The 13,829-nt window shown below is 38.4% G+C and carries 10 protein-coding genes and 1 pseudogene; 3 read left to right on the plus strand and 8 right to left on the minus strand.

Going from position 1 to position 13,829, the window contains the following annotated elements; genetic code table 11:
- Together J678_RS19860 and J678_RS19865 are read right to left on the minus strand one after the other, a co-directional pair.
- Window positions 1–228 (minus strand): annotated as a pseudogene (locus J678_RS19860) (IS3 family transposase); the annotation flags it as partial.
- 320 nt (window positions 229–548) lie between these two features.
- The gene (locus tag J678_RS19865; protein ID WP_017393387.1) at window positions 549–908 is read right to left on the minus strand and encodes a YcgJ family protein; all 360 of its coding nucleotides are present in this window, start codon (window positions 906–908) and stop codon (window positions 549–551) included.
- Between the two features lie 294 nt (window positions 909–1,202).
- On the opposite strand from J678_RS19865, the gene J678_RS19870 reads away from it, so the two are divergent.
- Both J678_RS19870 and J678_RS19875 read left to right on the plus strand, forming a co-directional pair.
- Complete coding sequence (locus J678_RS19870; RefSeq protein WP_017393388.1) at window positions 1,203–2,360, plus strand: iron-containing alcohol dehydrogenase; 1,158 nt, start codon at window positions 1,203–1,205, stop codon at window positions 2,358–2,360.
- Window positions 2,360–2,794, plus strand: coding sequence for an acyl-CoA thioesterase (locus tag J678_RS19875; RefSeq protein ID WP_002053618.1), 435 nt, complete (start codon window positions 2,360–2,362; stop codon window positions 2,792–2,794). Before J678_RS19870 ends, J678_RS19875 begins: the two co-directional genes overlap by 1 nt.
- A 49-nt stretch (window positions 2,795–2,843) precedes the next feature.
- Here J678_RS19875 and J678_RS19880 read toward each other — a convergent pair whose 3' ends face one another.
- The 5 genes from J678_RS19880 to amvA form a co-directional block, all read right to left on the minus strand.
- Window positions 2,844–5,072: a phosphocholine-specific phospholipase C gene (locus tag J678_RS19880; protein WP_025466140.1), complete on the minus strand. Its 2,229-nt coding sequence runs from the start codon at window positions 5,070–5,072 to the stop codon at window positions 2,844–2,846.
- Window positions 5,073–5,397: 325 nt separating this feature from the next.
- A complete protein-coding gene (locus tag J678_RS19885) occupies window positions 5,398–7,515 on the minus strand; it encodes a DNA polymerase III subunit gamma/tau (RefSeq protein ID WP_031956495.1) in 2,118 nt (705 codons plus the stop codon).
- Window positions 7,516–7,638: 123 nt separating this feature from the next.
- Complete coding sequence (cpaB, locus tag J678_RS19890; protein WP_017393390.1) at window positions 7,639–8,253, minus strand: metalloprotease secretion chaperone CpaB; 615 nt, start codon at window positions 8,251–8,253, stop codon at window positions 7,639–7,641.
- A 22-nt stretch (window positions 8,254–8,275) separates the two neighbouring features.
- Window positions 8,276–10,057 carry a metalloendopeptidase CpaA gene (gene cpaA / locus J678_RS19895; protein ID WP_017393391.1) on the minus strand — a complete coding sequence of 594 codons (1,782 nt, stop codon included), beginning with the start codon at window positions 10,055–10,057 and terminating at the stop codon, window positions 8,276–8,278.
- 255 nt (window positions 10,058–10,312) lie between these two features.
- The gene (amvA, locus tag J678_RS19900) at window positions 10,313–11,791 is read right to left on the minus strand and encodes a multidrug efflux MFS transporter AmvA (protein ID WP_017393392.1); all 1,479 of its coding nucleotides are present in this window, start codon (window positions 11,789–11,791) and stop codon (window positions 10,313–10,315) included.
- Window positions 11,792–11,916: 125 nt separating this feature from the next.
- Here amvA and J678_RS19905 point away from each other — a divergent pair, with 125 nt between their 5' ends.
- A complete protein-coding gene (locus J678_RS19905; RefSeq protein WP_002053659.1) occupies window positions 11,917–12,495 on the plus strand; it encodes a TetR family transcriptional regulator in 579 nt (192 codons plus the stop codon).
- 52 nt (window positions 12,496–12,547) lie between these two features.
- Here J678_RS19905 and J678_RS19910 read toward each other — a convergent pair whose 3' ends face one another.
- A complete protein-coding gene (locus J678_RS19910) occupies window positions 12,548–13,807 on the minus strand; it encodes a serine hydrolase domain-containing protein (protein ID WP_017393393.1) in 1,260 nt (419 codons plus the stop codon).
- Window positions 13,808–13,829: the final 22 nt, after the last annotated feature.

A 13,829-nucleotide genomic window follows, 5' to 3' on the forward strand; every position in this document is an offset into this window, starting at 1 on the left:
TTTTTTTAGATCGATGGGTGGTTCTGTTGGAGCTTTTGATTGATCGAAAGCTTGCGAGGAAGCTGAAATCAGTTGATTTTTCCAGTCGATAATTTGGTTTTGATGAACATCAAATTCAGCACTCAATTCAGCAAGTGTTTTTTCTGCTTTAATCGCAGCAAGTGCTACCTTAGCTTTAAAATCATTTGAATGATTTCTTCTTGGTCTACGTGCCATAAAATACTCCATATATTGATGTTTATAACATCATTTGGGGAGCAAAATATCACTTATAAGTGTTGTTCAAATTTCCTGATCCACCTCTAAATAAACCCAGCTATTATTGGCTGGGTTGAGGTATTTTATTAAGTCGCTCTAACAAAAAATCACACGCAGCCTTTTTTAAAGGTCGTGGTGGTGGTATTGATTTTTTTTGGTAAACAGTTCATGAATTAAACTTGCTCATCATTAAAGCGTATTTAAACATAGCATAATTTTTTCTTAAAACACAAAATTTTGTCTTTTAAGTTATTGATCGTTTTAGTCAAACCTTATTTAATACGGGAAAATTATTTACTTTTGAATAATTTATCAGTCATATTTTTATCAATTTTGCTACGATGCCCATTTTGAAAGTATCGATCGACATGACATAGCTTTGTTTTGGTATCACAAAACACACCATTTGAGAATGTAAATGCTGAAGTATCAAAATCACCTTGAGAGAAAGCTTTATTCGCTTTATAAGGACCTAAATATTTAGCTGTAAGTTTTTTAGAGACGCCTTTTTTGTCCGCACAAATGTATTTATCACAAATGACACCCTTTTGAGGTGAATATACACCAGAGTTAGTTTTCGCCATCGCTGCAGAGCTAAGCATGAAGCAAGTACTTCCAATAACACCAAGTAAAATTTTAGAAATTTTCATTTTTAGAACCGAATAAAATTATAAATTGTTAAAACATTATATAAAATTACTAGCCTGCTCGAAAATCTACACAAGGCCACAAATAACAAAAAGCCCACGGTTCAATGGCCTTTTAAATAACTTGTACACCTGTTAAATATTCCTCTTCGAGCACATACAAACAGTGCTCACCTCATACAACCCTCAACATAATTGCCTCAGAACTACTTTATTTTAAAGCGTCTTATGCTAAGTTACTTAAAGATTGAATAGAACCGTTCAACAATAATTTTCAAGAATAAGGAAATAATGTATATGAGCCATTTTCAATTTCAAACTGTTCCAAATATCATCTCTGGCTTAGGCTCTATACAAGAATTACAGAATGTTTTGTCTTCAAAATCTTACCGTAAGTTATTGCTAGTCACAGATGCTGGTATGGTTAAAAACCAATTACACTGTCCCATCCTGCAAATTTTAGATACCCTCAATATTGAATATGTCATTTATGCAGATGTGCAGGCTGATCCGCCAGAACAAGTTGTTTTAAATGCGGCCAATTATGCAAAACAGCAAAATGTAGATGTCATTATTGGTTTTGGAGGTGGCAGCTCTTTGGATGTGGCAAAAGTAATCGCTTTGCTCTCGCATCCTGATCAAACTCAAAGTTTGCAAGAGATGTATGGCGTAAACCAAGTAACCACCACTCGCCTACCACTTATATTGATTCCTACTACTGCAGGCACAGGTTCAGAAGTAACGCCTATCTCAATTGTAACTACTGGCGAGACAACAAAAATGGGGATTGTTTCCCCAGTACTATATGCTGATACAGCAATTCTTGACGCAACTTTTACTCAAAACCTTCCAGCACATATTACCGCAGCAACTGGTATCGATGCTATGGTCCATGCTATTGAGGCATATACTTCTAAACACAAAAAAAATGTTTATACCGATATTTTAGCCAAACATGCACTGAAATTATTGAACCATAATTTACCGAAAGTTCTTAAAGATGGTAATGATTTAGAATCACGCCAGAACATGCTGTTCGGCTCAATGCTTGCAGGTCAGGCATTTGCTAACTCACCTGTTGCAGCTGTGCATGCTCTAGCTTACCCACTGGGTGGACATTTTCATTTATCGCATGGACATACCAATGCTTTAGTGCTGGTTGAAGTTTTAAAATTTAATGCGCCGAATGCAAAAAAATACTATGCAGAACTTATGCAATGGCTAGATCCATATAGTAATGGCAGCACCGATGGGTTATGTGATCTGTTTATTGACCATATGCAAAATCACTTAGACCGTAGCGGTTTGACTTTAAAACTTAGTGATTTGGGTATTGAAGAGTCTAGCTTACCAAGACTTGCTCAAGATGCCATGTTGCAAACCCGCTTACTACAAAACAACCCACGTGATATGACAGAAGCCGCTGCTTTAGCAATTTATCAGGCGATTTATTAATGACTAAACCCGTTTTAAAAACCCGTGATCAATTTAAGTTCTTTTTAGATATTCAAACTCGTTGGGCCGATAATGATATTTACGGTCATGTGAATAATGTGACCTACTATAGCTACTTCGATACGGCTGCCAATGCTTTACTCATTCAAAAAACAGGTTTTGATATTCATGAAGCAAAATCAATTGGTTTAGTCGTCGACTCAGCTTGTAGCTTTTTTCAAGAGTTATCATTTCCAGAAGTTATTCAAGTAGGTGTTGCGATTGGTAAAATTGGTACAACATCTTTACGCTATGAATTGGCAATCTTTAAACAAGGTCAAGACCAAGCGTCAGCTCAAGGACATTTTGTGCATGTGTTTGTTGATCGCGAAACACGCAAGACTGTGCCAATTTCCGAGTCAGTTCGTGAAGTTTTAGATAATTTTTTATTATAAAAAGATGAGGCAAAAAGAAAATAATTTGCTCTTTTTGCCTCGTCTTAACTTAGATCATTGCAGGATCACTAAAAGAGTCTTCCCCTGTTTCGACCCGGCCAGCAAAACGTCGGTAATAATATGGATCACTCTGATTAGTTACTTCAAAATCATACCAATGCCCAACATCAGCCAAGGCCCAATGTTGTTTAACCACTTGTCCTGCTTTTACGGTCAGTTGTAATGGTGCATCTTGTCGATATGCACAAGGTTTTACCGTTAATATTGTATCCTTGGTTCCTTCATTCATAAGTTCGACATAAACATCACCATTCGCGATGTCATAGCACACTCGAATTTCAGGTTTAACACCACTATCGATAATACGTTGAGTATCCCCTTTAAAATGACGATGGTAGCCATTTGGACCAAGTACCCATAGATCATAACGGCCTAAGTTATCTTTTAAAGCATCCCATTCATCATCTAGTGTTTTATTCGGCTCGACAATATACCGCTTTGGAATACGGTCTAAGTTAAGTTTGTCATAAACATGAAAAACCGCTGCTTGCGTACCTGTATTAGAAAAAATTAATTGCACTTTGCCATCAGTGCTACAACGTGCACTGGTATGCAACTCATAAGGTAGCGCACGCGACAGACGTATGCCACTTTGCTGAATTGGTAATTTAATGTCAGTTGGTACGGGAACAGCTGGCAAAGCTTCTTGATTTTCCCTTAGCGCATCTGCCTGCACACGTGTTTGCTTACCATTAAGCTGCGGTAAAACATCTGCATTTGGTGTTTTAAAGTTAAATGCACTGGTCAAATCACCACACACTGCACGGCGGTATGGACTGATATTCGGTTCTTTTACACCAAAACGTTTTTCTAAGAACATGAGCACGGACGTATGGTCAAACACTTGCGAGTTTACCCAACCACCACGGCTCCATGGAGAAATCACATACAAAGGAACACGCGGGCCCGGACCATAAACACGTCCATCAGGTGTAGGCTGTGAATGGCTCCCCTCAGGTGCAGCATGATCAAAATTTTCATCCTGCATATCAGCATTGCTTAGTGTCGACTTACCTGCATACTGGCCGTTTTTGAGTCGAGATGGTGCTGATGGCGACGGCATATGGTCAAAGTAACCATCATTTTCATCGAAGTTAATAAGTAGTGCTGTTTTACTCCACACCTCTGGTACAGCAGTTAATGCATCAATAATTTCTTGAATAAACCAAGCTCCTTGAACCGGGCTTGAAGGGTCCGGATGTTCACAGTAAATTGATGGCGCATTAATCCAAGAAACTTGAGGTAACTTCCCTTCACGAATGTCTCTTTTAAAAGCGTCAAGATACTCTTCTGGTTTATTGCCCGGTAGCGTATTCGCAATGCCTTTATATAGTGGATTTTTGGCATTATCAGTAGCCGCATCATAGGCTTTATACGGTAGTTTTTGACCCGTATCGGCATACGGTTTATTCGGCTCTCCACCGCTTGAAACGGGATAACCGGATGCAATGTTGGCCTTTCTAAAAGAACGGAACGCACCCAACATATTATCGCCCCATTCATCTGGCATATTTTGATAGCAAATCCAGCTAACACCTGCTTCTTCTAATCTTTCGGCATAAGTTTTCCAAGTGTAACCACGGTCTGCCGTAGCGGGATTACCATCAATCCAGTCCCATTCGTTATTTACAAATGAACGCTTAGTCGGCGTTGCCCCATTGGTACCGGTTAAATGAAAAGATCGGTTCGCATCTGTTCCAGTGTGCATGGAACAATGGTAGGCATCACAAATCGTAAAGGCATTGGCAAGTGCAAACTGATATGGAATTTCTTTTTCTTTAAAATAGCCCATGGATATATCAGTTTTATGGGTTGGCCAGTTCGCCATACGGCCATTGTCCCAAGCCAACTGACTATCATTCCACGTATGCGGCGTACCATCTGCGCGCTGTGCATTATTGGCTGTACCGTCTAAATGAAAAGGCGTTAAAACTTGCCCATTGCGTCTAAGCTGCTCCCAAACCTTACGACCATTTGGCAAAGGAATTGTAAAGCGGTCAGCAAAACCTCGAACGCCTTTTAACGTACCAAAGTAATGATCAAAAGATCGGTTTTCCTGCATCAAAATAATAACGTGCTCAATATCTTGAATGGTGCCCGTTTTATTATTCGCAGGAATTGCTAAAGCCTTTTGAATACTTGATGGGAAAGCCGCCAACGCTGCAGCACCAAAGCCCATATTTAAAGAGTAATTTAAAAATTTACGACGTGTAATCATGATCAAATTCTTTTTATTATTTAAGTTTATGGAGCACAGCGCATTACAGGCTTTTTACCTGTGTCTGGTGTATTCGAATTATCATTTGCAGAGTCGTTACAACCACTCAGTAAGAGTGCACCGATGAGTAAGAAATATGAATATTTAAAGGAAGTTATTCCTGTACATTGCCTTTTCATGACGATATATAGTCCATTTTAAAATCTAAAATGGCTAACATAGAAAAGTACAATGACAGTGGCGTGACCTGAATATTTCAATCCAGTGAAAAATATGAAAATTCTATTATTTACATATTTTTCACCAAATCAAAACTCAATTGGAATTAAGGCTTTAATTGAATATTTTGTAACTCACCATCAAAAGTCTCTATAAGACTTTTAATAACGGGTTGTTGCTGTAATAGCTCTGTCGCTCTATGGAAAGCTTTTTCTTTACGAATGCTTTGCATAACATAAGGTGTAGATGTATGAACTGCACCATATTCAACTGTAAACTGTGTATCTGCCCATTGTTGCTTTAAAGCATCAATTAGGCCTTGCTGTAATTGGGTTAACATATTTTCATATTCTTGAGGAATATGGAAAATCGTGTTGCCTCCAATTTCACCAGTCATCACACCATGTTGAGCAAGTTCTTGAACGGCTGGGGAAAGCTGACTATTTCTAAACCAATATTCCCACTTTTCAAGTGTCCACTCGCCTTCTAAAACTTGAGCAGAAAGCTTCAAAATATCCTGAGGCATCAATTGCGCGTTATCAGTTGCACTAGACTCTTTGATAACTGTAGCAGTTTCAACAACCACTTCGGCTTGCACCAATGTTTGCTGCTCAATAACAGGTTCAGAAACCAAATCATGAGTTACAGGTGCATCTTGACCCAGAGAAAATTCAGTATCAGATGTTTCAAACAAACCTTGCAGCTCAGCAGTAAATGTTGGCTCAGATTCAGTTTGTTTGGCTTGGGTTTCAGCCTGAACATGTACTGCCTTTTGTTCTGGTACCGGAATGAAATCTTCCTCTAGAACACTAATCGTTTCTTGAACAGGTACTGACTCAAGCCCAATCAGCTCATGATGGTTTGGGTCAAATACCATTAAATCCTGATTAGACTGCGGTTCAGGTTCAGGTTCAGGTTCAGGTTCAGGTTCAGGTTCAGGTTCAGGTTCAGGTTCAGGTTCAGGTTCAGGTTCAGGTTCAGGTTCAGGTTCAACCATAGCGGGTTGGCTAATAACTTCAACAGGCTGAACAGTACTTACAGGTGTAATCTCCTGAGCAGTTTGCTGAACTTGTTGATTTAGCCCTACCACTGCTTGCTCATTTTGTTGAACAGGCTCTGAAACTAAAATTTCATTTGGTGCTAAAGGACGGAAAGCCAATAAGCGTAAAATACACATTTCAAAACCTTGCTCTTGCGTCACAGCAAGTTGCAAGTCTGAACGGCCTTTACATGCGATTTGATAGTAAAGCTGCAAATCTTGAGCAGAAATTAACTTAGAAAGTTGGAGAATTTTGGCATTAATTTCTTCACTATACTTTAAGCCAAGCTCTGGTAAATACTGTAATAAAGCTAACTCATGTAATGTTGAAATGAGCTGATCAAGCACTAACGATACATCCAAGGCTTGATATCTAAATTGGAGTAATAACTGACTCACTTTTTCACGTTGGTTTTGATGAACCGCTAAAATCAAATCATAAATGATCGTACGGTCAATCAAGCCAAGCATTTGTTTCACATCTTGGTGATGTATAGAACCCTGGCCATAAGCTATGGCTTGGTCAGTTAATGATAGCGCATCACGTAGCGAACCCTGAGCAGATTCAGCAATTTGCCAAATTGCATCTTGATCAGCTGTAATTTGCTCTTTTTCAAGAATAGCACCAAGGTGCTTGGTAATTTCATCGACGGCTAAAGGTCGTAGCGTAAATTGCAAACAACGTGAAATAACCGTAATCGGTAACTTTTGTGGGTCAGTCGTAGCAAACAGAAATTTAACGTGTTCTGGTGGTTCTTCTAGTGTTTTTAATAACGCATTAAAAGAATGCGTAGAAAGCATATGTACTTCGTCAATAAGGTAAACTTTAAAACGACCTTGCGTTGGCGCATAAGGAACGTTGTCTAAAAGTTCACGCGTATCTTCTACTTTTGTTCTTGAAGCAGCATCAATTTCGATTAAATCAATAAAACGGCCTTCATTTACCGCCTTGCAGGTTGCACAGACTTCACATGGTGTAGCAGTCACACCTGTTTCACAGTTCAAACACTTGGCTAAAATACGGGCGATTGTAGTTTTACCTACACCACGCGTTCCTGTAAATAAATAAGCATGGTGAAGACGACCGCGTTCCAATGCACTACTTAATGCACGAGAAACATGGTTTTGTCCCACTAACTCATTGAAATTACGTGGACGGTATTTTCTAGCAAGTACTTGATACATGTATGCTCCTTGTTACAGGCATAAGCATACTTTGTTTTTAAAAGAGTGTGAACGCATAAAGCTCATATCCGTACAGATAAACTGCGAACTGGCTTCTTTTCTCTACCAAAATCATTTATTCCTTTATGGATGATCATGATGCAATTCTTGATCTGTAACACCCTCATCCATAGTTTGTACCAATCCGACATCATCCTTAATTTCAGCCGAATAATTTCCTTTCTCGGTAAAAATCTGCATGATCGTATAGTGATCTTTTTGACTTTGAGTAATAGTAAAAAAATTTTGGTTCGGATCGCCTTGGTCAAATCTACCAGTCCATCGAACAATATCCTGATCAACAGGTTCGATCTCTACAATTTTCCCTGTACGGTTAATGCCATATTCCAACATCTGAAATTTAACAGTGTCCCCGACTTTTTTAAGTTCGATCACATTTGGATCATATTTAATGAACATACCTTTAGCATTTTTAAGCAGGGGAAAATTAGTTTTAGAAGGAAGCTGATCTTTTTCTACTTCATTAAAAACAATTTGTTGCTGAGACAACCTTTCTTTTTCTGACGGACTCAAATTCAGAATATTTTGACTCTCTATCATTTTTGCCCCAGATTGTTGCCGACTTTCTGGAGAGAACGTTAAAGCAGAAGAACTTTGCTGTGAAAAAGCAAACCAGACTAAAACTGCTAACGCCACACAAGCGATAGCAGTTCCTATTAACAACTTATTTTTCTTCATTATTTACAGCTAAAAATAGAGATTAGTTATATAGAGAAATTTTTTGTGCGTTCAGGTTAATCACACTAACCGCATCAATTTTTCCTTCTTCACCCAAACGAACACCATATTTAGGATTGTAAAGGTATGGACTAGAATAAAAATTAATATTATTGCCACCCATTGCAGTACTACCTAAGGGATGAGCAAAACCTGAACCGATATTGGTTGAGCCATTATGATATAGACCAAGATTATGCCCAACTTCATGACGCATGGCTGCAAAAGAACAACCTGCAATATCATTTGCACCAATCATGTTATATGCCGAAGCATTAATCCAAGCCCAGCCACAACCGCCATCCCCTGGTTCATTACCTTGATAATAAACACCGTCTGCCAATACACGTTTACGCTCATTTTGTACCGTCGTGTCATCTCGTCCAGTCGAGATTGCTTCTTTTAAAGTAGTAGCTGGGATTTTATAAGTTAAATAGCCCACATCTCTTAAGTAAAAACGTGCATTTGAATTTTCAGCGGTTAAGTTTGTTAAATTTACGCCTTCAATCATTCTAAGTTTTGCTGCACTCTCACCTAAAATTGAGTTTACTTCTGGGCTAGAAACCAACAACATATCAATTGTATAACTATCTACTGTCCAACCTTGAGCGGTGTAGATAAAACGGCGGTTTTCACCATTTTTAATTGCTGTCGACAAACCATTAGCAGCATTAATATAGGTGTCGGCCGATGAATTCGACACAATAACCACCTTATCTCCGACTTGAGCTTGAGCTGGTAGCTGCAAGGTCGGCTGCCAATTGGATGTAGACAGTTTTACCTTTAAAGTGGGTTGGGTCATATTCGGTAAAATTGCAGGAATTGTTGCCGTTGAATCAATCACTTTTGTTGGTGAAGAGATGAGCTGCCAATAGCCTTTGTCGCTTACATACATAAACTCATACTGATCGCCTGTTTTAAGGGTTAAGGTCGCTTGGCTATTAACATTGGTATTATTAATTTTTGCAGACCAAGTTGCAGTAGACTTGATAATAATCCTATCCCGATCATTTGCAGTGGTAGGTAAAGTGAAATTAGAAACCCAATTTCCATCTCCAAATGCAATTTCGGTAAGTGGGCTATTTACTGCTGCTAAAGATGTTCCAATTTGCTGAACATTTAGCTTCTGAGGTTTTATATATTCTGGCACCCATTTTCCTAAAGCAGAATAATATTTAAACCAATATTCAGAACCATTTTTTAATGTAAAACTGCTCGGGAATAGTAAGTTGGTTTTATCAATATCCGAACTTACACTTGCTGTAGAAACAACTTGTACGGTTGTTCCGTCACGCACATCACTTGGTAAAGCAATGGTTTGTGCCCATTTGCCATCTTGAATAAGTACTTTTTGCATGGTTGCAGTCGTTAACGGTATTAACTCATAGTTAGCCCCAGTAGTAGGACTAACCGTCACTAGCTGAGCAATCCATTTATTTTGACTGCTATTAAAAATGAATTGATAGATATCTCCGCTATTTATCTTCAACACTTCTAACGGAATATTCGTATTAGAAGTGTCTAAATAACTACTATAAGCAGCACTAGAACGAATTGTAATTTTGTCTGAATTATTAGCATTTTTTGGTAAAGAGAGATTTTTTACCCAATTTCCATTAGCTAAAGAAAACTCTAAATCTGAATAACCCGTCGGAATTGATCCACTATTATTATTCTGATTTGGTGAGAGTACGGTTGCAGCATATACAAGTGAAGATGCAACAATTGCACCAATAATAAGTGATGTTTTTAATTTAAAATTCACAGTAGCCTCTTTTATTTGTTTTTAGATTTTCGAATAGCAGGTTAACAAACCATTTTTTTGCAGTCAATTTTCAAATCATTAATTTTTTATTAAATTTCAATAAGATGATGTTTGAATCATTTTGAAATAAAAACATGAAATTTATTAAATAATAGTTTATTTATGAGAATTAAATAACCAAATCGAATATAAAGAAAATATTAAAAAGACATTTGAGGGTAAAAGAGAGATAAATCTCTCTTTTTACCCTTTATTTTAGTTTACTTTCTTAGGAAAACTAAACCAGACAAATACAGTTAACAGGAAGAAACAAATAGCTGAAATAGTGAGTACCCAACTATGCGCATAGCTAAAAGCTTGCTGAGCAACTACAATTAATTGCCCTCCCAAAGGGCTTTCAAGGTTAGAAGCTAATTGCATGGTTTCACCAATCGAGATACTCGCTTTTTCAATTAAGTTTGACGGAAGCTCGGCCGGTAAACTAATTGAGCGACTATAAAACCAAGACAACATCAAACCAAAAATAGCGACGCCTAAACCAGCTCCAAGCTCATAGGCCATACCTTCAATCGCACCTGCTGCACTCGCCTTTTGTGGGGGTACAGATGACATAATGGCAGCAGTTGAAGCCAGTAAGGCAATCTCAATACTAAAGCCTAAAAAGACCATACACGTCCACGCTAAAAAGTGATCAGTCGAAAAGTTAAGTTGGGCAAGTCCCCAGAGACTGAGTGCACTTATTAAAATACCAACAGCAGATACAAGTCTAAGTCCCCATTTATTTAAACAAATACCTGCTAATGGACCACCTAAACTAATTGCAATCATAAATGGAATAATAAACATGGCTGCCTGTAATGGAGAAAACCCGTGTACAAACTGCAACTCTTGAGACAGTAGTAATTCAAAGCCAACCAAAGCAATCATAGACACAACTGCCATAACAATGCTGGTAGAAATCACTGGGTGTTTAAATAACTCCAGATCAATCATTGGCGTCGTAGCTCTTTTTTGGCTTCGAATGAAGTGAATTAATGTGCTTATACCCACCACAAACATCACAACCGTGAGCACCGAAAAGTTATACATTGCCGATTTGATTGAATAGATCAGGCTTAAAATGGCTACAACTAAAACTAAAGCTTGCCCTAAGTTAATTGGCTGATCAGTTTTTTCTTGCTGTTTAGGAATGATCATCACGATCATAACTAGAACCACCAAAATAATTGGGATGTTAATGAGGAATACAGCTCCCCAATGAAAATGTTCCAGCACAAACCCACCAACTAGCGGGCCAAAAGCTGCTCCACCGCCTCCTACTGTAGACCAAAGACCAAGTGCAAAATTTCTTTGCTTTTCTTCGGTAAAGGCATTACGGATGCCTGATAAAGTGGCTGGAATAAGCATCGCTGCCCCTAGGCCTAAAACAGCACGTGAAGCAATTAAGGCATAGGCCGTTGGAGAAAAAGCCGCAGCTAGAGAACCAATACCAAAAACGGCAGTTCCTATAAATAATAATTTTTTAAAGCCGATACGATCACCAAGTGCACCCATCGGCAAAATTAAACCCGCCATAATCAGTGAATAGATATCAATGATCCATAAAAGCTGATTGGCAGTTAAATTTAATGCTTCACTTAAAGTCGGTGTAGCAACATGCATTACCGTTGCATCAATCGTAACGGGTAAATAAATAAGGACGATAATTGTCAGAATTAACCATTTTTTTTGCATAACGCTCTTCGATATCCAAAACTTGGACATGTGTTCAAATCATGGTTATTATATACACAATTGGACACTTGTCCAACTTTAAATTTTAATGTAGTTTGTGTCGAATTCAGTCAGGTGAAAGAAACATGGCCTATCTTAATCGCGATCAACGCAGAGAAATGATTCTGCAAGCTGCCATGCAAGTTGCTTTGGCTGAAGGTTTTACAGCCATGACGGTACGTAGAATCGCAACAGAAGCACAAACCTCAACCGGACAAGTTCATCATCATTTTTCTTCGGCATCTCATTTAAAAGCTGAAGCTTTTTTAAAGCTGATGGAACAACTTGATGAAATTGAACAAACCCTCCAAACAACCAGCCAATTTCAAAGACTCTTCATCTTATTAGGCGCAGAAAACATAGACAGACTTCAGCCCTATTTACGATTATGGAATGAAGCAGAACTCTTGATTGAACAAGATGCAGAAATACAAAAGGCCTATAACCTTGCCATGCAAAGTTGGCATGAATCTATTGTGCAAGCAATTGAACTCGGTAAGAAAGAAGGCGAATTTAAAAATATATCTAATTCAACAGACATAGCATGGCGACTCATTGCTTTTGTGTGCGGATTAGAAGGTATTTATCAACTTGGATTACAAGGTTTAGCTGAAAACGACTTTAAGCGTCATACCGAAGCAATTATTCGTCTAGAATTATTATAAATGGGAGCTGGCATTTATTAAAAAACACCAGCATTTATTGATTATATAAAACTTAGAACCAACCTTTACGCCCTTTTAAAACTTGGTCAGTGCAGCGTAAGGTTTCTTGAGTCAATCCCCATAAACGATAGTCACCCGTGATTGAACCAATCTGAAAGTTATGGGTATATGCAAAGCTAAGATCACGCTCAGGGTCACACCATGCCCCTGAACCATTGTAACCAATATGTCCAAAACCATTTTTAGCGCGTTTACCCATGGTAATAATACGGTGATATCCTAAACGCCAATTCATCGGTATTGGCATGACACGATCACGTGCATAACTTTGAATGGTACTGAGTTCTTTAAATACTTCTGGGCGAATGAGTTGCTGTCCATCCCATTCGCCTTTATTTGCCAGCATCGCATAAATTTTAGCAAGACTATTTGCAGTAAATGTACCATTTGCTGCTGGAATAACAGCTTGCAATCCTTCATCACTAAAGAAACTAAAATTCTTCATTCCTTTTGGAATCATAGCATCCTGAAAATCTTGCGGGTCCTGCCCAGTCCATGTAATCATTTTTTCAGAAAGTGAACTTTTGCGTGGCTGAGGTTTGTTAGGTTTTTCAGCTTGAGCAGATGCTGGTTTTTCTGGTTTCGGTTGAATAATTAAACGAGCTACCCGTTCCAACTGGCTTGCAGGCGTACCAAAATAAGCACCATCTAACTGCAACGGTTCAATGAGATATTTTTGCATGAGTTGATCTAAAGATTGACCAGTTGCTTTTTCAAGTACTCCACCAACAAGCCAACCAAATGTTAAGGCTTGATAAGCGTTGCCCTGTCCTGCAATGAATCTTGGCTTGGACATAGCCATTACATTCAACATATGTCGCCAGTCGAGCATTTCCCTCGCACTTTCAATAATATTTCGAATATCAAACATACCACTTTGATGGCTCAACACATGACGCAAAGTCATTTGCTCTTTACCATTCTGAGCAAACTCAGGCCAGTAAGTCGCAATCGGTTTGTCATATTCTAAAAAACCTTCACTGACTAAAATATGTGCTAAGGTTGCAAGTACACCTTTCCCTGTAGAGTAGCAAACTGCCAAAGTATCAGGTTGCCAAGCTTCAGTTTGTGATTTTAGACCGGTGTAAATATCTACAACTTTCTGACCTCTAAAATAAACCGCTAAAGTAGCTCCACCTTGTCCTGTTCTAGCATCTTGAAGACGGCTGAACTGGTGAGCTAAATCAATAAAACGTTCATCTAAAATACCGTGATAGTTATGGGTATCGGCCAGTAAAATCTCTTTAATCACATGAAGTTCCTTGCATTTTTTG

The sequence above is a fragment of the Acinetobacter sp. 1424608 genome (assembly GCF_000588255.1).
Classification (GTDB): Bacteria; Pseudomonadota; Gammaproteobacteria; order Pseudomonadales; family Moraxellaceae; genus Acinetobacter; species Acinetobacter nosocomialis.